Consider the following 21,751-nt stretch of genomic DNA (forward strand, 5'->3'; position numbering starts at 1 on the left):
ATTTACGCTCTATATAAAAAGAACCGCAGGTCTCTTCAGATCTACGGATTTTCGCCATGCCACGAAATTAGCATCATGCTAGCAAGTTAAGAGAACACTGACATGATAAATTAGTGGTTAGCTATATTTTTTACTTTGCAACAGAACCTTTTTAGGTCCTAACCACCCTGGATCAGCATCAAAATCATGAATTTCTAACGGCTTATTCGTCCATAAATGCACATGTTATTCATTATCATGATAAATTAATTTTAAAGCTAAATGTGCAGCTGATATCCTACTTCCAACAACATATTTTTGAATATTTACATCTTCAAAAATATGTTGTACATCTTGTGCATGCTCATACATTTCTGGAACCTTTGGCTTATGGTTACAACCAGATGCGATGATAACATTCTGTGTATATATCATCTCCCCTGATTCTAAAACGACGCACCATTTATCGCGATTTTTCTTTATATCTACAGCCGTGTCTTTAATATGACATTCCGTTAATCGATAATATTTAACTTGTTCCGCTGTATGGTCCATAAACATATCTCTTTTCGGCCTTTTATACTTACCATAAATACCACCTGCATAATCCATTTTCTTAAAATATTGTTTTAAATGAAAAGGATTTGGGTGAACATGGTGTACGATTGGAGACCTTAAATAAGGCATACTAATATTTTGCGTTCGATGGTCAAATTGATGACAGAACACATCATGCGGATCAATAATTGTTAAGTCTTTATTTTTCAATCCTTTAACTTTTAATTCTAATGCTATCGTTATCGCGTGGATGCCACCACCTACTATCGTCCACTTCATCTTATCACCTTTATTCTCCTTAAATCGTAATCATTAAGCTTTACATCATAACCGATTTTACCTATCGTTTGCAACTGAACATTTATACAAACTTGACATCGATTATTAAAAACTATACATTGATAGTAATTAAATAGATGCACTAGGGGTGTTTTTTTAACTGAGATGAGTATGAACTCGAACCCTTTGAACCTGAACTAGATCGTACTAGCGTAGGAAAGTGTTTGTGAAATGAATTTATAGGGATGACTATGCCCTTTTTATAAATATCTTTGTTTTTACACAACTTTCTTACGAGAAGGTTGTGTATTTTTTTATTTAAAATTCTGTATAGGAGTGTTACATATGACAAAGACAATATTAGTAACAGGTAGTAGTAGAGGATTAGGCGCAACAATCGCACGTACATTAGCATCTGAAGGTCATCAAGTCATCATTAATTATCATAATAGTAAAGCATTAGCAGAACAGTTAGTTGCTGAAATCGGTGAAGAACAAGCGATTGCTATTCAAGCGGATGTGATAAATCGTTCTGAAGTTGATCAGTTAATTGATGAAGGTACGAAACATTTTGGAAAAATTGATGTCGTTGTCAACAATGCCTTAGTTAACTTTAAATTTGATCCAGTAAAACAAAAAGCATTCGTCGATCTTACATGGGAAGACTATCAACAACAGATTGATGGCACATTAAAAGCAGCATTTAATATCGTGCAAAGTGTTGCACCACAATTCATTGAAAGAAAACAAGGTGCTGTCATTAGCATCGGTACGAACTTATTCCAAAATCCTGTCGTACCTTATCATGAATATACAACTGCGAAAGCTGGTTTAATTGGCTTCACGCGTAATATCGCTGCTGAATTAGGTCAATACGGCATTACAGCCAATGTTGTTTCTGGTGGCCTACTCAAAACGACTGATGCCAGCTCTGTAACAACACCTGAAGTGTTCGACTTAATTGCTCAATCAACACCTCTTAAAAAAGTCACTTCACCACAAGATGTCGCAAATATGGTGAGCTTCCTTGCTTCTGATAAAGCACGTGGTATAACTGGACAAAATTATACTGTAGATGGCGGCTTAACAATGAACTAGAATTCCAAGAGAGATAAGGAGAATAGAAATGCGTAATTTAAGAAGTGATCAACTCAATATTGGTGTCTTATTATATGGATGTGGCCATCATCAAGCTGCATGGCTTATGGAAGACTCCTCTATCGAACAGATTGGTGATATCTCTTATTATCAATCATTAGCACAACTATCAGAAAGAGGTTTATTAGATGCCGTGTTCTTTGCAGATAATCAATCTTTCCCTGCAAAGTCAGATAGTGAATTACCAGCGTTCTGGTTAGATCCGATTGTGAACTTGACTGCTATATCACAAGTGACACAACATATTGGTTTAGTTTCAACAATCTCAAGTTCATTTTCAAACCCTTATACTGCTGCTAGGCAAATTTTAACGCTTGATCATGCAACGAATGGTCGTGTTGGTTGGAACTTAGTAACATCTATGACAGATATAGAAGCTCAAAATCATAGTATGAAAGCTTTACCTCAGCATGATGCTAGATATCATAAAGCACAAGAATTTGCTGAATTAATGGATAAACTGTTTACATCTTGGCATAAAGAAGACTTCGTTCATGACCGTCATAACAATAAAGTGATTAATCATGAGCATGTGCATGCTTTTCATCATTCTGGCGATTATTTCCAAGTAAATGGACCGTTATCGACACCGAGTAGTCCTCAAGGCAAACCTGTTGCTATGCAAGCTGGTGCATCCAAACAAGGTATTGCGTTAGCCGTCAAACATGCAGACGCAGTTTATTCAGTATCATGGAACTTGAAACAAGCGAAAGCTTATAGAAATAAATTAAATACGGCCATCAGCGCAAGTGATACACCCGAGAAATATATTAAAGTCTTCCCAGGATTAGTCACTTATGTTGGGGAAACACGTGAAGAAGCACTGCTCAAAAAAGAAAAATTAGATAAAGCTTTACCAATTGAAAATGCCATTAAACAATTAAGTACGTTTGTTAGACAAGATTGTTCGAAATGGGCATTGGATGAACCTGTCCCAGAACTGCCACCTGTAGAAGCATTCGATGGTCCAGTAGGCAGATATGAAACGATTTTAGAAATTATAGAAGATACCGCCCCTACAGTGAGAGAATTATTAGGTTATCTCAATGCAGGTGGTGGGCATCTTACATTAATAGGTACACCTGAAGAAATAGTAGATGAAATGGAGCTTTGGTTTAAGTCTGGAGTTGCTGATGGCTTTAATTTAATGCCACCTACTTTACCACATAGTCTTGAAGATTTTGTAACATATATTGTTCCAGAATTACAACGACGCGGACTGTATAGAGAAGCTTATTCAAGTCAGACATTTAAAGAGCTTTTAAATGTACATTAAAAAATTAAATAAGATAAATAAATGACAACAACAACAGAAATAGAACTAAACAACGTAGACATAAAGACTAATTCTGCAGCTAAAGCTGGATAATTATCATATTCTTGCGCAATAACTGAACTGTTCACGGATGTTGGCATCGCTGAAGCAATGAATAATGTTTGTGCGATAATGCCATCTAACCCCATGCATTTTATAATGACTAATGCGATAGCTGGTCCAACAACTAATCTTATAAAGATATAAATATAAGAAGATGACCATTTAAAATTAAGTTTAATATTGGCAATTTGTGCACCGAGAAGAATTAAAGCAATCGCAATCATAGCATCAGACAAATAACTGACAGTCGTCCACATGAACTCAGGAATTGGAATATGATTATAATTTAAAATAATAGCAAGAACGAGTGCATAAATAATGGGCATCTTAAAGTAATTGAGTAAAGCTTTAAGTTTACCTAATTGAACGGATTGAATTGCGAAGACACCATATGTAAACGTGAAGACATTTTGCAGTGTTAATACAATAACTTGTGCAGACATTGCGAGTGGATCACTTTTAAATACAATATCATTTAACGGCGCACCGTAGTTACCAGAGTTAAAGAAGAGTACACTGTTTGTTAAAGTCGTCTCTTTACCCTTATCTAAATTTTGCATTTTGGCAATAGCAAAAGCGACGATATATAAAGCAATTATGTATATGACGAAGAATACGATGATTAATAATAATAAATTGACCGCTAACTCAGCTTTGTAAAACTTGGCAAAAATAAATCCAGGCACAAACACATTGATATTTAATTTTGCGAGCGTACGTAAATCAAGTTTCACACGCTTTTGAAGCACATAACCTAACGCTGTCATTAGAAAAATCGGTACAACAACCGTTAGTAAAATATTGAGCATTTCAGACAAAAAGACACCCCCACGATGTTTAAGATAAGTTTTTGATAGTAATATCATAACATTCTTAGAAAATTGTTGGGGGCGTCTTTTTAATATTGCAAATAATCGTGCGCTATATATGAGAGAATGATACAGACTTTAAATCATGTTTGAGGCTCGGATATACGAGAGAATTGGGTTTTTAAGGAACTCGTGTGTTAATTAGGGACTTAACTCACGTCTTTTATGATCTTGTGTGTTTACTCCATCTTTAACTCACATCTTTTGTGATCTCGTGAGTTTATTCCGACTTTAACTCACATCACAGCCAATATTCACATTCCACTCATTACTCAATTTATAAAATATACACTATGACTTCCTGAACCTCTTTTCTACACATCTTCATTTACATAAAAAAGAAGAATCTTGTACGAAAATTCATTTGTCCAAGATTCATTCACACTAGTAAATATAATGGTTTCATTATATTTGTATATGCTCGTAATTAAATTATATCACGACTTCCAATTACTACCAACACCTTACACTCATTACATTAAAATACAACAAATTTTATCATTATACATATTAGAATTTTTAGTAAATTCTGTTTATTTTATTGAAAACCATTTTCATTTGTATTATAATTTTATTTAATATGTTTTTTTTAGACATTATTTTATCCAACAAAGGAGCGTCAAACATGAGTGAAAATAGCAATCTTGTAACTTCTACACAAAATATAATTGAACAAGCTTTATATAAATTAGGGTACGATGAAGGTCTTTTTGAATTGATTAAAGAACCTGCTAGATTTTTAAGAGTTCGTATTCCAGTTAAAATGGATGATGGATCTGTAAAAACTTTTACAGGATATCGATCTCAACATAATAGTTCAGTGGGACCTACTAAAGGTGGCGTCCGCTTCCACCCTGATGTAGATGAAAATGAAGTAAAAGCATTATCAATGTGGATGACTTTAAAATGCGGCCTTGTAAACTTACCTTATGGTGGTGGTAAAGGTGCCATTCAATGTGACCCTCATAGCATGAGTCAAAATGAACTAGAAAGATTGTCACGTGGATATGTTAGAGCAATTGCTCAAATCGTAGGACCTACTAAGGATATCCCAGCACCCGATGTATATACGGATGCTCAAATCATGTCTTGGATGATGGATGAATATAGTATTATGCATAAAGTTAACGCGCCAAATTTCATTACAGGTAAACCCATTTCTTTAGGTGGTTCACTAGGCCGTGAACAAGCAACAGCATTAGGTGCTGTAATTACGATTGAAGAAGCGGCTAAACGTAAGCATATTAATATCAAAGGTGCAAAAGTTGTTATACAAGGATTTGGTAATGCTGGTAGCTTTATCGCTAAAATCCTACATGATAAAGGTGCAAAAATTGTATGTATCTCAGAAAGTCGAGGTGCTTTATATGATCCAGAAGGTTTAGATATTGATCATTTATTAGAACTTCGTAAAGAACACGGTAGAATCACACCTTTATTTGATAACATTATTCCAAACGAAGATATATTTGGAATTGATTGTGACATTTTAGTACCCGCAGCTTTAGCAAACCAAATCACCGCACAAAATGCAGGAGACATAAAAGCGAGTATAGTAGCAGAAGCGGCTAACGGTCCTACAACACAAGAAGCAACACGTATTCTGACAGAAAATGATGTCCTTTTAATTCCGGATGTACTAGCCAGTGCCGGTGGTGTAACTGTTTCATACTTTGAATGGGTACAGAACAATCAAGGACTTTATTGGTCAGAAGAAGAAGTGAATCAGTTATTAAAAACTAAGATTGTCGAAGCTTTTGACAAAGTATATGACATTTCACAAAAGAGAAAACTAGACATGAGATTATCAGCTTATGTTGTAGGTGTTAGACGTACAGCCGAAGCAACACGGTTCAGAGGATGGGCTTAATAAATAGAGTATTAATGAAAATAGTGAATGTCATGGCTTTACTCGACACTTAAGCCATGACTTGGACCATCTCTTGGCTTAACGACTCTATTAATCCAAGAATCACCTATCTCCCTTATATTTCACTCTCAATATGTATCAAAAAAGCAGAAACCGCTCTAATGGTTCCTGCTTTTTACTATATTAACTATTCAAAGTAGTGATGTGCTTTAAGGAATTTTTCTGCGATTATGGCTGGTTCTTCTTTTTTACCGTCTGCTTGATAATTCAATTCTTGCATTTTTTCAGTGGATACTTTCCCAACCAATTTTTCTATTGATTTTTTAGCTTTTGGATTATGTTTCAAATATTCATTTGTTGCTAATGGACTGGCGTCATATGGTGGAAAGAAGTGACGATCATCTTCTAGTGTCACTAAATCATAAGCTGCTATTCTACCGTCTGTTGTATACCCAAGTGCGGCATCAATACTCTTATTCTTCAATGCATCATATACAAGTCCAATTTGCATTGTTCTAATATCCTTAAATTCAAATCCGTACGCTTTTGAAAAAGCTGGATAGCCATCCCCTTTTCGTTTAATCCAAGTAGGGTCACTTGCTACTCTTAGTTCATCCTTATGCTTGGCTAAATCTGAAACTTTTTTTTAAATTGTACTTTTTAGCTGTTTCTTTAGTGACTGTAAATGCAAAGGTATTTTCAAAGCCATATGAGTCAAAGAATGTTTGATCAAACTTCTTTTGAAAACCTGTTTTAACAGCTTTCTCAGCTTTTTTAGTATTTGTAATGGGTTCAGAGTTTAAAGCACCTACTAAATCAGTACCTGTATATCTTGTCGCAGATATTTGCGCATTATCATTTAATATCGCGTTATGTTCAATTACCGCAGAACCAAGATTATTTACAATTATCGGTTTTACTTGCCCTTTTGTATCATGCTCAATTTGTAAGCGAATCATATGCGCCATGATTTGAGACTCACTTGTAGCAAGCGCCGTAATTTTCACTGTATCAGACGATGCGCCACCTAAGCCTGGTAAAGTACAACCGCTTAATAATAATGTACAAATTAAAGTAAGTTTTTTAAATTTGATAACGATTCTCCTCCATTTTATGTATATTTGTATAGTATTAATATTAGCATAAATTGTTTGATTGATTTTTCAGGTATTTGGAAAAAGATTTTGAAGCGGAATGTATAACAATGTTTAGTTTATATTCAATTATACAACTGCTATAATGTGTATTAAGATAAAATATATCATTAAACATATAGACGCACGGAGGATAAATGAATGGACGACTCATTAAGAAGCAAAAGGAAGAATGAACATATTCAGCTGGCATTAGATACGTATTCACCAGTTAGTACTGATTTTGATAAAGTACAGCTTATACATCAATCCATTCCTTCTATTAATAAAAATCAAATTGATTTATCAGTAAAGTTTCCGCATTTCACTTTTAAATACCCTATTTATATCAATGCGATGACGGGTGGAAGTGAAAGAGCCGCAACTATTAACAAAGAGTTAGCTCAAATCGCTAAAGCTTGTAACATACCAATGGCTGTAGGTTCTACACATTCCGCTCTAAAAGACCCTAACGCTGAATCAAGTTTCACAGTAGTACGTGATGAAAATCCTGAAGGTCTAATATTCAGTAATGTTGGAGCAGATATTGAATATGCAAAAGCTAAGAAATCAATAGAACTTCTAAATGCTGACGCCTTACAAATTCACGTCAATGCACCTCAAGAGCTGATAATGCCTGAAGGTGATACTGAATTTGAAAATTGGCTAACAAACATTCAAGAAATTCAAGATAATATTGATATACCCGTGATCATCAAAGAAGTTGGTTTCGGTATGAGTGCTGAAACGATTCAAAAAGTTAAAGATATTGGCATTCAATATGTAGATGTTAGTGGTAGAGGCGGTACGAATTTTGCGGACATTGAAAATCAAAGAAGACCATTAAAAGATATGGCATTCTTAAATCAATGGGGACAAAGTACTGTTCAAAGCTTATTAGAAGCACAATTATTAAATGCAGATATTTATATATTAGCTAGTGGTGGCGTTAAAAACCCACTCGATGCCATTAAGTCTCTTGTATTAGGTGCAGAAGCTGTTGGCTTATCTGGATATGTTCTTAAATATTTAGATGCTTATGGTGTAGAAGATACAATTGAACATATGAAACAATTTATCGAACAAATGCATGTCATTGCTAATTTATTGAATGCATCAAACGTATCTGATTTAAAATCAGTCAGCTATGTATTGTCTCCAGAATTACAGACATATGTAGAACAACGCGCGAAATCAATTAAAGCTTAATCAGAAAAACAGCTTTTCCACTTCTCGAAAAGCTGTTTTTTATATGTTTATAATATCTTTTACATCATTCATATTTTTCGCAATTTAATATTCATTTTCATTGTAAGTTAAAAGTGATAATATTAAACATATATATTAAACACATCTTTAAAGTACATGTGTACTTTTCTATATTGTACAACTTAAAGGAGAGATTATCATGGCTGATCAACATATACCATCTTTATATTATACGGAAGCTTCAAAAAGTGCTGTTCCACTACTTGCGCATGAACAGCACTTGCAAACTGTAACAGCTGAACCTTGGCTCAAAATTTCTGATGAAGGTCTTCAATTAGAAGGTTTATGCTTTGATAGAAATCATAATCTTTTCTTATGCGAAGTATTTGGCGGGACTATTTTCCGCGTAGATTTACCTGAGAAAAAAGTCAATACAGTATTTAAATCTGAGAAAACTAATCCAGCTTCTGTTAAAATACATAAAGACGGACGATTATTTATGTCTTATTTAGGTGACTTCAAAAGTTCTGGTGGTATTTTTGCGACTGATGCAGACGGCAAAAATCCACAAAGTATCGTTTCAGATATCGATACAGAATATTGCGTTGATGATTTAGTATTTGATAGTAAAGGTGGATTCTACTTTACGGATTTTAGAGGATACTCTACAAATCCACTTGGTGGCGTATATTATGTTTCACCTGATCATCAAACAATTACACCTATTATTCAAAATATCGCAGTAGCAAATGGTATTGCATTAAGTACAGATGAACGTGTACTATGGGTGACTGAAACAAATGCGAATAGATTACATCGTATTTCATTAGAAGAAGACGGTGTGACAATTGAACCATTTGGTGCATCTATTCCATATCATTTTACAGGTCATGAAGGTCCTGATTCTTGTTGCATTGATAGCGACGATAACCTTTATGTTGCTATGTATGGTCAAGGTAGAGTACTTGTCTTTAATAAAAGTGGTTACCCTATCGGACAAATATTAATGCCAGGTCGCGACCAAGGGCATATGTTAAGATCGACACATCCTGCATTTATACCCGGTACAAATCAATTAATCATTTGTGCCAATGATATAGAACGTGGTGGCGATTCTTGGTTATTTACAGCAAAAGGCTTTGCAAAAGGTCATAATAGCTATCAATTTCATTAAAAATTGTAATAATTACACATTAATTAGTTAAAGTTTTTGAATATATGGTGACAGAGCTTTATAATAATAAAGTGTTTAACAAAAATAAAATAAGAAATACTAAAGGTGATTGAAAATATGGCACAAATAGGATACGGGGAAGCAAATGGGAAAGTTATTTTAATAGGAGAACATGCTGTTACTTTTGGACAACCAGCAATAGCGATTCCATTTACAACAGGTAAAGTGAAAGTAACGATCCAGTCTCTTAACGCAGGTGATACTTCATATATTAATAGTGATGTATATGAAGGAACGTTACAATCAGCTCCTGAACATATTAAATCTGTTATTTCAAGATTTATCGATAAACATCATATCGAAGAGCCTATAAATGTTAAATTCGAAACAAATCTTCCCCCTTCAAGAGGATTAGGTTCCAGTGCTGCTATGGCTATCGCCTTTGTAAGAGCAAGTTATGATTATATAGGAGAGCCTCTTTCTGATGAATTATTAATAGAAGAAGCGAATTGGGCAGAACAAATCGCGCATGGCAAACCGAGTGGCATCGATACACAAACGATTGTCTCTAATAAACCAGTATGGTTTCAACAAGGAAAAGTAACAACTTTAAAACCACTATCCATAAACGGCTATATGGTCGTGATAGATACAGGTGTTCAAGGTTCTACTAAACAAGCAGTCGAAGATGTCCACCAATTATGTGATCATAACGAACAATATATGCAGTATATAGAGCATATTGGTACGCTCGTATACGATGCTAATGAAGCAATCGAACATCATGATTTCACAAAATTAGCACACGTATTTGAACGTGCACAAGAAAATTTACGCAAGTTAACAGTTAGTCATGACAATATTGAAGCATTACTTGAAATAAGTAAATTACAAGGTGCAACTGCTGGTAAACTTACAGGCGGTGGCCGTGGTGGTAGCATGATTGTACTCGCTCAAAATCTCGACATTGCTGAAAAAATTGCAACAAGTGCTGAAAAATTCGGTGCTCATCATACTTGGATTGAAAATTTAGGAGGTTAACGAGATTGAATATGAGTGGTAAAGCCCGCGCGCACACAAATATTGCTTTAATTAAATATTGGGGAAAAGCTGATGAATCACTTATCATCCCCATGAATAATAGCTTATCCGTTACGCTTGATAAATTTTATACAGAAACAAAAGTAATATTTAGTCCTGAATACACGAAAGATATACTCGTTCTAAATGGTGAAGAAGTAAACGAAGAACAATCGAAGAAAATTTATCAGTTTATGAACCTTGTAAGAGAACGTAGTCATACTTCACACTATGCTTATATTGAAAGTGTCAATTATGTTCCTACAGCAGCAGGTCTTGCTTCATCAGCAAGCGCATTTGCAGCCCTTGCTGCAGCTTGTAACGAAGCACTTAACTTAAATATGTCTGATAAAGATTTATCAAGATTAGCTAGAAGAGGGTCAGGCTCAGCTTCTAGAAGTATTTTTGGTGGATTTGCTGAATGGGAAAAAGGTCATGACGACGAAACGTCATATGCACACGCAATCGATGCACAAGGTTGGGAAGAAGATTTATCAATGGTATTTGTAGTCATCAATAACCAATCGAAAAAAGTATCTAGTCGTTCAGGCATGTCCCATACAAGAGACACATCCCGTTTCTTCCAATATTGGTTAGATCATGTTGATGAAGATATTGCATCAGTTAAAGAAGCCATACGTAACAAAGACTTCAAACATTTAGGTGAAGTCATCGAAGAAAATGGCTTACGCATGCACGCTACTAATTTAGGTGCACAGCCACCTTTCACATACTTAGTACCAGAAAGTTATGAAGTTATGGATATTGTACATCAATGTAGAAAAGCTGGATATCCGTGCTATTTTACAATGGATGCAGGTCCAAATGTTAAAATATTAGTCGAAAAGAAAAACCAGCAATTTATAATAGACGCTTTACTTAAATCTTTTAATAAAGAACAAGTTATTGCGAGTGATATTACAAACACAGGAATTGAAATTATTGAGTAAGGAAGAGATATAATGATTCAAGTCAAAGCGCCAGGAAAGCTGTATATTGCTGGAGAATATGCAGTAACAGAGCCTGGATATAAATCTGTCTTAATTGCAGTTGATCGATTTGTGACAGCAACAATTGAAGATACGAATTCATCATCAGGATTTATCCATTCTAAGACTTTACATCATGAGCCGATTACATTTACAAGAGAACAAGACAAAATCATCATTTCTGATAATGATGCTGCAGATCAGCTTAAATATATTACACAAGCTATAGAAGTCTTTGAACAATTTGCTAAAAGTTCCAATGTCACATTAAGACATTACAACTTAACAATTGATAGTAACCTTGATGATGCATCCGGTCATAAATATGGTTTAGGTTCTAGTGCAGCAGTATTAGTATCTGTTATCAAAGCTCTAAACGAATTCTATAACTTACAATTATCAAATTTATTTATTTATAAATTAGCTGTTATCGCTAATATGAAATTACAAAGTTTAAGTTCTTGCGGTGATATCGCAGTAAGTGTTTATACAGGTTGGTTAGTCTATAGTACTTTTGATCACGTTTGGGTTAAACAACAAATAGAAGAAACATCTGTAATGGATGTCCTTTATAAAAACTGGCCAGGCTTACACATCGAACCACTTCAAGCACCAGAGCATATGGAAGTATTAATCGGTTGGACAGGCTCACCCGCTTCTTCACATCATTTAGTAAGTGAAGTTAAACGCTTAAAAGCAGACCCAACAATATATACACAATTTTTAGATCAATCACAGAAATATGTCGAACAACTTATTAAAGCATTTAAGACAAACAATATACAAGGTGTACAAGATACAATTAGAAAGAATCGTACTGTCATTCAATATTTAGATTCATTCGCTACAATAGATATCGAAACACCACATCTTAAAAAATTATGCGATATCGGAGAATCATACGGTGGCGCAAGTAAAACATCAGGAGCTGGCGGCGGCGACTGCGGTATCACAATTGTAGAAAACGATAGAAATAAACAAAAAATATACAACGAGTGGTCAAGCAATGGCATTAAGCCACTGAACTTTAGTATTTATCACGGACAATAAAATGAGAAAAGCTAGGACTTTGAACAAGTCCTAGCTTTTTCTGTGGAATGATATATGGGGAATTTTGCTATGTTGCTAGTCAGGGCCGTCTTGCAATATTCGACGCCTCTATTTATCTTGTTTGGTCAATCTTGATAAATACAGCTCCTCTGCGCCCAAATCACATACCTCTTTTATTTATATTTATTCATCATTTCTTGGGAAATGTGGCAATAATCGTCTGGGCATTTTGCTAAACGGTCTTGGTGTTCTTCTGCGCTTCGTACATAATTCTCTAATGCTTTAACCTCAACTGCAATTCGGTCTGCATCACTTCTATTTGCTATAAATTGACGTGCAGTTTCTAAATGACACTCTTCTTCACTATAGACACCTGTTCGATATTTCAACCCAACGTCTTCACCTTGTTTGTTCACACTATATGGGTCTATAATTTCAAACAAGTATGCCATCAAATCTTCTACACTAACGATTGCAGGATCAAATACAGTCTTTACACATTCTGCATAACCATCGTATTCACCTTCAAGTGTACGGCTACTTCCATTCGCCCTACCCGCTTCTGTCTCAATTACGCCAGGTAACGTCTTTACAAAAGCTTGCACGCCCCATAAACAACCGCCTGCTAAATATATCGTTTCCATTGCCAACTCCCACTACACTTTTATATTAAGTGTTTTTGATTATTACAATTTTATTATTAAATCGATTTTTAAGATAGACTATATACTTAAACCATTTCAAATAGCGCCATCTATGAGAATATCTATCAAAGTAATTATATTCTTTAACCACTTTCCAACTGTCAGGCAAAATGTCTTTTAACTCTGCGACATTATTATAACCAAACTTAAATAATGGTTTACTAGAAAGTTTAGAGACAGATGGATGATTATTTGTATGTTTAGTCATAAATTTTGAACAAAATTCTGAAGCAATTACTAAATGATGCTTATCAAATAAACGAGCAATCTCTTTATATACAGCTTCAACTTCTACTTTCTCAAAATACATTAACACACCTTCAAATATTATTAAAATATCACTATCTTCTTTAAAATGTACATTACGTTTAACATCATCAATCCAACTATAATCAAACATAGACTTATTAATCATTTTATAAAAATAAGTTTCATTAAAAAATCGTTTTCTAAGATTTATACTTTCAGGTACATCAATATCAATCCAAGGAATATTGTTCAATTTCAATCGACTGAGACGCGTATCTAATCCACATCCAATATTGATAATAAATGGATGATTAGCATGTTTAATAAAGTTAATCACAATTTCATCTAAAATTTCTGTCCTAATACTAATACCAAGCTGTGATAGCCAGTCCACATATGTATCAAGTACAGGATTATCTATTTCTTTTATTATTTTAACAGATAAAGGATCATTAATAATTGGCATATCACTTAAAGTCTCTCTCGCCTTAACAGCAAGTGGTATTAACATAGATTCAGGAATTCCTTTTAACTCTGACATATCATAGCCTCCCACTAGAATTTTAAATTTATTATTACACATTGTAAAAAAATGTCAACTTAAACTTTTTATTCTTTTTGAGGAAGGCTATTCAAATTATGATAAAATACAATAAATAATCTAACAGACATAAAAGAGATGATTTAATCTAGAATACATATTGGAGGTCTACTATGAAGTTAATTGCATATAACGACAATTATTATGATAAAGTGCAGTCATATCAAATGGATAATTCACAACTTCAGTTTACAAAAACACCGAAAGAAAATATTGAACTGGCAGTACAAAATAAAAATAGACATTGCATATTAGGATTAACAGAAGATGATAATCTGGCTGTATTCTTCGTCTTGCATGAACATAGCGAATTTACAAAGTACTTTTCAACACCAGATGAATCCACAATTTTTGTAAGATCATTATCAACAGATAAACGCTATTTAAGACAAGGCTACGCAAAAGAAAGCTTACAACAACTCAATCAATACTTATCAGAACATATGCCACATATAAAACACATTGCACTCTTGGTAGATATTCCAAATCAAATTGCATATGAGCTATATATTAAATTAGGCTTTGTAGATACCGGCGTAGAAATAAATAACGATGGTGATTTAACAAAATTAATGGAGAAGGATTTATTCTCCCCTATTTCTTAACTCATTCTTAACTATTATTAAATAACTTTTAACTGCCTATTTTTTGGGAATTTTTATATTATAATCGACTCATCAAATGATTGGAGATGGTTATATATGAAATTCAAAAAATTAATTCCTGTTACTTTATCTGCTGTTATTTTAGGTTTTGGTGCGGTGAGTGTTACTGATTCTCATCATGCTGATGCTAGAACGTATTCTCAAAATGGATTAACGCTTCATGATGATGCGCGCTTATCTTTCCATACTGATCAAGATTTAGCAGCTCTATTAAACAAAGATACTGACACATTAACTAAACAGCAACTTATTGATTATTTTAAATTATTAGGCTTTAAAAATGTAGGACAAGTTATTAAAACTGCTGAAAAACAAAATATTGATGTTTCTGCTTTTTATAAATACAGAAATCATAAAGGTTGGAGATAAGAAATAATGAAGTTGAATGGCATTATACATGCTATTCAACTTTTTTATGTGAATTTACATATTATGATTCATAATCATTTAATTGTACTTAATAACTAAACTTTTTTATACTATTTAGGAAATTTTACTTTTTTAATGATTGAAAGTTTGATAAAATCTTAATGCATTAATTAATTTAATGGAGGAATACAATATGGAAAATATAGAAAGAAGATTTATTACAAGATTTTAAAACTAAGCTTTTACGATTGAATACTAATTTTAAATTTCTATGTGGACATGTTGCTAATAATAATGGTTATTCATTAAATTACCTGAACTTATTGTATTTTATTAGTGAAAATGAAGGTATGACATTAGCTGGACTTGCCGAATCCTTAGAAACGGATAAAGGAAATTTAAGTCGTTTACTAAACGAACAAATTAGAGAAGGCTTTGTAGAAAAGAAAATGGATAGTGAAGATAATAGAAAAATTCATGTCTTTATCACAGACGTTGGTCGTGAAAAAATTAAAGAATTGAATAAGATATGTATCACAAATTTAGATTACTTATTAAAAATAATACCTGATGATGAATTTATGAACTTTATATCCACTTTAACTAAATTAGACAACCACTTTGGCGATCGCACAAAAGAAATTAAAGAAGGCGAATTACAAGTTTAACTTTCTCATTAAATATCAGTCAATATAACTCCTTTTCACCCTCGAATTCACACAAAATGAAAGATAAAAACGATTTCATATTATTTTACAAAATCAAACAATTGAAAAATGCAACTTTTTTGATACAATATAATGAGGATAAAAATGTGCATTCATATAAAAATTGTTCCATATCAACTAGATACTTTCAAATTGACATATCATATAAATAAAAAAGAGAATTAGAGGAGATAAGAAAATGGATTATAGAGTACTATTGTTTTATAAATATACAACAATTACTGACCCCGAAACTTTTGCAGCAGAGCATTTAGAATTTTGTAAAGACCTTGAACTTAAAGGACGTATTTTAGTAGCAACTGAAGGTATTAACGGTACACTTTCAGGTACGAAAGCTGACACAGATAAATACATGGAACAAATGAAAGCAGACGAAAGATTTGAAGGCATTACATTCAAAATCGACGAAGCTGAAGGACATACTTTCAAAAAAATGCACGTGCGTCCAAGACCAGAAATCGTAGCATTAGACTTAGAAGAAGATGTAGATCCTAGAGAATTAACTGGTAACTACTTATCACCAAAAGAATTTAAAGAAGCTTTATTAGAAGAAGATACAATTGTCATTGACGCAAGAAATGATTACGAATACGACTTAGGACACTTCCGCGGTGCAATTCGTCCAGATATTACAAGATTCAGAGATTTACCAGACTGGATTAAAGAGAATAAAGAACAATTTATGGATAAGAAAATCGTCACTTATTGTACAGGCGGTATCCGTTGTGAAAAATTCTCAGGCTTCTTATTAAAAGAAGGTTTCGAAGACGTAAGCCAATTAGAAGGCGGAATCGCAACTTACGGTAAAGATCCAGAAACTAAAGGTGAATTCTGGGACGGCAAAATGTACGTATTCGATGAAAGAATTAGCGTAGACGTAAACCAAGTCGAAAAAACAGTAGTCGGTAAAGAATGGTTCGACGGCACACCATGTGAAAGATACATTAACTGTAGTAACCCAGAATGTAACCGTCAATTCTTAGTTACAGAAGAGAACGAACACAAATATCTAGGTGCATGCTCACACGAATGTGCATCACACGAAAGAAACCGTTACGTAAAAGCACACAACATTAGCGAAGAAGAAAAAGCAAACCGCTTAGAAAACTTTAAAGCATTAGTATAAATAAATATCACTAAATAACCCCCCTTACTATTCCACTAGTAAGGGGGTTTGGTGATGCCTATGGAAATTATGTAACATTAATTAAAACGAAATAACACCTATTATTCCAGCAATAAATATCATAAATACTGAGGAACCTATTGCCCATTTCATAACAACTTTTTGGTTTGTACCATAATCTATGCCTAACATACCGACTAATAAATAACCTGCAGCATATAGTGGACTTAATACGTGTAATGGTTGTCCGAGTATCGATGCTCTTGCCATTTCAGCTTTTGCGACACCAAATTGTTGGGCAGATTCTGCTAAAATTGGCAAAATACCATAATAAAATGGATCATTGGCCATAAAGTATGTGAATGGCATACTTAAGATTGCTGTGATAAGTGCGAAATGATTACCCATTGATTCAGGAATAACATTTACTAACGCTTTTGCCATCTCATCTACCATTTCAGTACCATTCATAACTCCTGTGAAAATTCCAGACGCAAACACTAAACCTACAACTGCTAATACATTACCTGCATGACGTTTAATTAATTCAGACTGCACTTCAAGGCTTGGATAATTGATTAGTAATGCAATTGCAAAACCAATCATAAATAATACTGGAATTGGTAAGAAACTTGTAATCAATGCGATTAGTAATAATATTGTTAAAAGTGCATTAACAATCACAATTTTCGGTCTTAATAATGCTTTTTCATCTTCATCTGTACCATTAGAATTATGCATTTCATCAAGTGTTAAACTTAAATGATTTTTAATACCGACTCTTCTTCTTTCTTTAACACCTAATACGTAAGCTGCAAATACAGCGAATAGTATGCCAGCTATCATTACTGGAATAATCGGTGTAAATACTTCTTCAGTCGTTAACTGTAGTGAAGAAATCGCTCTTGCAGTTGGACCACCCCATGGCGTCATATTCATAACGCCAATAGATAGCAATGCTAAGGTTGATAATATGTATAAGTTCATGCCCATTTTCTTATATAAAGGAAGCATAGCCGTAACTGTAATAATAAAAGTTGTCGTGCCATCTCCATCTAATGCAACTAATGAAGCTAAAGCGACTGTTCCAATTGTAATCTTAACTGGATCTCCTTTAACTGCTTTCATAATTGCTTCAATGACAGGATTAAATAATCCTGCATCAATCATAACCCCAAAGTATAAAATTGCGAATACGAGCATAATACCCGTTGGTGCCACTGTTAATAGTCCATCCACCATATATTCGCCTAATTTAGAATAGAATCCCCCAATCAGTCCGAAAACTGTTGGCACTATAATTAATGCTGCTAAAGCTGACATCTTTTTGCTCATAATGAGAATCATAAAAATGATAACCATTATAAATCCAAGTATTGCCAAATTTATGTTGTAGTACCCCCTCTATTGTATTTTATTATTGTAAGCGTTTTTATAAATATTCGCAATAGACTATTTTGAAAATTTTCAGAATATTAATTACCATATTTTAATATAAAAAAATACCATCCAAATATAATTTGGACGGTATTGTGATTAATTATTTAAAGCTAATTTAATATGTGCTAAATGATGTTCTTCATGCCATGATAACTTTGCGATTTTAAAGGCTACTGTTGTTTCACCATTATCTTCATGAATGAATGCGCTTTTCAGTTGTTCTTCAGTTAAACTTCGTCCTACAGCAACAATCCGTTCGTTAATACCTTCTAACATTCTAAGAGAACATTCGATAGGTAATTCATTATCTGGTAATTCAATCCATTTTTCTTGATCAAAACCAACTATTGTCGGCTTTCTATCATCGGTTAAAGCAATCTTCAAACGTTGATACATATTCAGTTGAGAATCGGCTATATGATGGACAAGCTGTCTAACTGTCCAACTACCTTCTCTGTATTTTTTCTTTAATGCTTCGTCGTTTAATCCATCAACAACTTTTCTTAATCGATTTGCGTAGTTACCAATCTCATCTAACCACTGATTAATATCATTCATTGTTACTTTTTCAGGTAATTCTAATTCTCCAATCGGAAATCTTACATCCACAATAATCACCCTTTTCATTAGATTAAATTCATCTTCATTATAGGTTATATTTACGATGAATGAAAATTAAACAGGTCACCTCGTAGAGTAATTGATTAATTTCCAAAAAACAGGAACACCCATTGGCGTTCCTGTTTCATTATTTATTTTGTGATTTTCACTTTACCGACTGAGTTGTCTTTACTTTTTGCTGATACTTCAAATTTCAAGCCATGATTCGGTAATAATACACCTGCATCTTTTTGTCCTTGGTTTGAGTAATCTTGACTGTCATCGAATACAGGATTTTTCTTCGTTTTATTATCATGTAGTTTATAGCCGTCTTCGTTTTTCAATTTCAATTTAGGTTGGTGATCTAAACTAAATGCTGCGTCTCTAATTTGGAATTGTGTTGTTGCTGGATCATCAGCTACACCTTTCTTCTTCCAATTCAATGCATTTTGGTCAGCATCTACAACGCTTATGAAGCCTTGTCCTTGGTGTGAACTTACGTTATTATCTGAGAAACTCTTATCAACATACCAAACTGTTAAACCTTTGTTGTAAGACATTGTTCCGCCACCGCGTTTAATGTGTTGTAATCCTTTATCTGGTCCTGTAAAGTTTCTCCATTGTAATAAATAGTAGTTCTCATCATATCTATTACCATCACTTTGTTCAAAGCCTTGTAAATCAAATTTTGATTTACCTTCTGCATTATCACTGAAGATGTTTTGTCCACCTTCTGAAGTTACTCTAACTTTATCGACAAACCAACCTGGGTTTGTTTCAAATTTATCTGTTACATATAAGAATCTTAATTTTACTTTTTTACCATCGTATTTCGATAAATCAAATTTAGCATTAACATAGCCTTCAGATTGACCATCAATACCATTTCCTTGGTTCTGACCACTCTCTGATGGGTCATCATTATTCGTAATATTACCTGCTACGTTTTCCCAATTTTGACCATCGTCAGTAGATACTTGAACATAACCATAATCAAATCCTTGTTCTATATCATACCAAGTCTTAAATTTTAACGTACTTGATTTAGCAGAACTTAAATCTAATGCTGTTTCCATTGAATATTGTGAATCATCATCTGCACCACTCCAGTATGCTTTCTTACCTTGAACTGGCTTTTGAATTAAAGTTGATTTATCAGGGAGTTTAACTTTTATTGCATCATTGTTTGTCCCTTTAGTAGATGCTTCATCTATAAGTTCTGACGTTTCACCCTTAAATTCAGATGCGTTGATTTCATTACCTGTTTGCCAATTACCACCATGTAATTGTTGAAGCATTTCTTTCATGTATGGATCAAATCCAGTCGGTTCAGTACCTGGAACAGTTCCTGCCCAACTACCTGATGACATAATAGACCAGAATGATACGGGTTCACCTTTACCTGAATACTCTGTATCATATTCATCTGGTAATCCTAAATCATGTCCGAATTCATGAGAGAACACACCTGCTGCACCATCTTCAGGTTGAACTGTGTAATCAATTGCTGCTAATTTTCCATCAAATTGATCAAGCCCAGAATCAGTGCCAGGAATTGTATAAGGTTCACCTTTATCATCAAAATCGAGTGACCATCTATGTGACCAAATAGCATCTGTTCCTAATTTACCGCCACCCGCTTCTTCACCAGGACCAGAGTGTACAATCATAATGTGATCGATGATGCCATCTTTCTCATCATAAACACCATCACCATCAATATCATCACGATCCCATTGGTCATAATCGCTTAAATTAATATCTGGATCTTTCGCTGCTTGTTCTAACGCTTCTTTAATCAATTCTTTCGGTTTACCATCGCTGCCACTTTCGTCTGGCACATTTCCACCATAATAACTTGCAGGATGTTTAGCTTTATACCAACCATGCACTTTTCCATCTATATCATAACTACCGCCAGATTGGTTTTTGTAATACTGTTTCATACTCATTAAATTCTCGCCATTTGGACCTTTATAGCCATTTTCTCCAAATACCATATCTTGAAAATGCGAAACTGGATAATCATCATAGTACATATCTGTTTCATCTTTCGTAATCGAACTATGTGGATAATCTGGAAATTCCATCGCTAATACTAACACTTTATCTTGTCGTACTTTACCTTTATATTTTTCTTCTTCAACATTATCAACACGTTTACCGTTGTTTTTCTTTTTATACATTTCTTTTTGATTCTTATTTAATGGTTCTAAACGCTTACCATTGTTCCCCTTGTTGTACTTCTTATCAAAAAGCCCTTTATTCGGTATGTATTTTTGATGATATTGTTCACCTTTACCATCCATATACTCTCTGATTTTTTTGTTTTTCTGTTCAGGTGTTTCGGTTGATTCAATGACACCTTCTTTTTCCAATGTTTCGAGTAACCTGTCTTCATTTGGTGCGACACTATTTGCAGATGCTTGAGTAGCAAATGCAGGTAGTGCAATCAGAGCACTCAATGAAGCAACTGATAACTTTTTCATAAATAAATTCACTTTTAAAAATCCCCCTTATTTATCTAATCTATATACATTATA

19 protein-coding genes, 2 pseudogenes and 1 riboswitch are annotated in these 21,751 nt (G+C 33.8%); of the genes and pseudogenes, 13 read left to right on the top strand and 8 right to left on the bottom strand.

The genetic code is table 11. The features are described 5' to 3' along the window. Positions 1-90, top strand: a pseudogene (locus tag LQ693_RS09235) (IS6 family transposase); the annotation flags it as partial. Positions 91-225: 135 nt separating this feature from the next. Here LQ693_RS09235 and LQ693_RS09240 read toward each other — a convergent pair. Continuing rightward, positions 226-816: an FAD/NAD(P)-binding protein gene (locus LQ693_RS09240; RefSeq protein ID WP_107565932.1), complete on the bottom strand. Its 591-nt coding sequence runs from the start codon at positions 814-816 to the stop codon at positions 226-228. A gap of 134 nt (positions 817-950) precedes the next feature. After that, positions 951-1,052, top strand: a riboswitch (TPP riboswitch). A gap of 109 nt (positions 1,053-1,161) precedes the next feature. Here LQ693_RS09240 and LQ693_RS09245 point away from each other — a divergent pair. Next, positions 1,162-1,914 (top strand): 3-oxoacyl-ACP reductase, encoded by a 753-nt coding sequence (locus LQ693_RS09245; protein WP_239703187.1) that lies wholly within the window; start codon positions 1,162-1,164, stop codon positions 1,912-1,914. Between the two features lie 28 nt (positions 1,915-1,942). Beyond that, the gene (locus LQ693_RS09250) at positions 1,943-3,250 is read left to right on the top strand and encodes an NtaA/DmoA family FMN-dependent monooxygenase (protein WP_103362037.1); all 1,308 of its coding nucleotides are present in this window, start codon (positions 1,943-1,945) and stop codon (positions 3,248-3,250) included. Here the strand turns inward: LQ693_RS09250 and LQ693_RS09255 are convergent. Further along, positions 3,247-4,170, bottom strand: a complete 924-nt coding sequence (locus LQ693_RS09255; protein WP_025907587.1) for an AEC family transporter — start codon at positions 4,168-4,170, stop codon at positions 3,247-3,249. The genes LQ693_RS09250 and LQ693_RS09255 overlap by 4 nt on opposite strands. Positions 4,171-4,846: 676 nt before the next feature. Here LQ693_RS09255 and LQ693_RS09260 point away from each other — a divergent pair. Continuing rightward, positions 4,847-6,091, top strand: coding sequence for a Glu/Leu/Phe/Val family dehydrogenase (locus LQ693_RS09260; protein ID WP_103362038.1), 1,245 nt, complete (start codon positions 4,847-4,849; stop codon positions 6,089-6,091). 187 nt (positions 6,092-6,278) lie between these two features. Here LQ693_RS09260 and LQ693_RS09265 read toward each other — a convergent pair. Next, a pseudogene (locus LQ693_RS09265) lies at positions 6,279-7,185 on the bottom strand (osmoprotectant ABC transporter substrate-binding protein). 201 nt (positions 7,186-7,386) lie between these two features. On the opposite strand from LQ693_RS09265, the gene fni reads away from it, so the two are divergent. From fni to LQ693_RS09290, 5 genes are all read left to right on the top strand, one after another. Further along, entirely contained in the window at positions 7,387-8,433 is a 1,047-nt protein-coding gene (gene fni, locus LQ693_RS09270) for a type 2 isopentenyl-diphosphate Delta-isomerase (protein WP_107591097.1), read from the top strand. 199 nt (positions 8,434-8,632) lie between these two features. Continuing rightward, a complete protein-coding gene (locus LQ693_RS09275; RefSeq protein ID WP_025907579.1) occupies positions 8,633-9,607 on the top strand; it encodes an SMP-30/gluconolactonase/LRE family protein in 975 nt (324 codons plus the stop codon). 117 nt (positions 9,608-9,724) lie between these two features. Then, positions 9,725-10,648, top strand: coding sequence for a mevalonate kinase (gene mvk / locus LQ693_RS09280; RefSeq protein ID WP_025907576.1), 924 nt, complete (start codon positions 9,725-9,727; stop codon positions 10,646-10,648). A gap of 5 nt (positions 10,649-10,653) precedes the next feature. After that, positions 10,654-11,637 (top strand): diphosphomevalonate decarboxylase, encoded by a 984-nt coding sequence (gene mvaD / locus LQ693_RS09285; protein ID WP_107634148.1) that lies wholly within the window; start codon positions 10,654-10,656, stop codon positions 11,635-11,637. Between the two features lie 12 nt (positions 11,638-11,649). Continuing rightward, positions 11,650-12,726, top strand: coding sequence for a phosphomevalonate kinase (locus tag LQ693_RS09290; RefSeq protein ID WP_037589206.1), 1,077 nt, complete (start codon positions 11,650-11,652; stop codon positions 12,724-12,726). A 173-nt stretch (positions 12,727-12,899) separates the two neighbouring features. On the opposite strand, the gene LQ693_RS09295 is transcribed toward LQ693_RS09290, so the two are convergent. Together LQ693_RS09295 and LQ693_RS09300 are read right to left on the bottom strand one after the other, a co-directional pair. After that, on the bottom strand, positions 12,900-13,370 hold the full coding sequence (locus LQ693_RS09295) for a peptide-methionine (S)-S-oxide reductase (RefSeq protein WP_025907571.1): 471 nt from the start codon (positions 13,368-13,370) through the stop codon (positions 12,900-12,902). Between the two features lie 25 nt (positions 13,371-13,395). Continuing rightward, the gene (locus LQ693_RS09300; RefSeq protein WP_025907569.1) at positions 13,396-14,220 is read right to left on the bottom strand and encodes a class I SAM-dependent methyltransferase; all 825 of its coding nucleotides are present in this window, start codon (positions 14,218-14,220) and stop codon (positions 13,396-13,398) included. Between the two features lie 173 nt (positions 14,221-14,393). Between LQ693_RS09300 and LQ693_RS09305 the strand changes: the two genes are divergently transcribed. The 4 genes from LQ693_RS09305 (at position 14,394) to trhO (ending at position 17,168) form a co-directional block, all read left to right on the top strand. Next, positions 14,394-14,885: a GNAT family N-acetyltransferase gene (locus tag LQ693_RS09305; RefSeq protein WP_107565938.1), complete on the top strand. Its 492-nt coding sequence runs from the start codon at positions 14,394-14,396 to the stop codon at positions 14,883-14,885. 96 nt (positions 14,886-14,981) lie between these two features. After that, a complete protein-coding gene (spn, locus tag LQ693_RS09310) occupies positions 14,982-15,314 on the top strand; it encodes an SPIN family peroxidase inhibitor (RefSeq protein WP_107565939.1) in 333 nt (110 codons plus the stop codon). Between the two features lie 248 nt (positions 15,315-15,562). Beyond that, positions 15,563-15,982, top strand: a complete 420-nt coding sequence (locus LQ693_RS09315) for a MarR family winged helix-turn-helix transcriptional regulator (protein WP_025907563.1) — start codon at positions 15,563-15,565, stop codon at positions 15,980-15,982. Between the two features lie 238 nt (positions 15,983-16,220). Beyond that, positions 16,221-17,168, top strand: a complete 948-nt coding sequence (trhO, locus tag LQ693_RS09320; protein WP_103362047.1) for an oxygen-dependent tRNA uridine(34) hydroxylase TrhO — start codon at positions 16,221-16,223, stop codon at positions 17,166-17,168. An 81-nt stretch (positions 17,169-17,249) separates the two neighbouring features. Here the strand turns inward: trhO and LQ693_RS09325 are convergent, their stop codons facing one another. The 3 genes from LQ693_RS09325 to LQ693_RS09335 form a co-directional block, all read right to left on the bottom strand. Next, complete coding sequence (locus tag LQ693_RS09325; RefSeq protein WP_025907559.1) at positions 17,250-18,557, bottom strand: CitMHS family transporter; 1,308 nt, start codon at positions 18,555-18,557, stop codon at positions 17,250-17,252. A gap of 147 nt (positions 18,558-18,704) precedes the next feature. After that, entirely contained in the window at positions 18,705-19,217 is a 513-nt protein-coding gene (locus LQ693_RS09330; RefSeq protein WP_107565906.1) for a YfiT family bacillithiol transferase, read from the bottom strand. 143 nt (positions 19,218-19,360) lie between these two features. Next, positions 19,361-21,697: an immune inhibitor A domain-containing protein gene (locus LQ693_RS09335; RefSeq protein WP_025907555.1), complete on the bottom strand. Its 2,337-nt coding sequence runs from the start codon at positions 21,695-21,697 to the stop codon at positions 19,361-19,363. Positions 21,698-21,751: the final 54 nt, after the last annotated feature.

It is taken from the genome of Mammaliicoccus sp. B-M6, from assembly GCF_022386965.1.
GTDB classification, from domain to species: Bacteria; Bacillota; Bacilli; order Staphylococcales; family Staphylococcaceae; genus Mammaliicoccus; species Mammaliicoccus sciuri_A.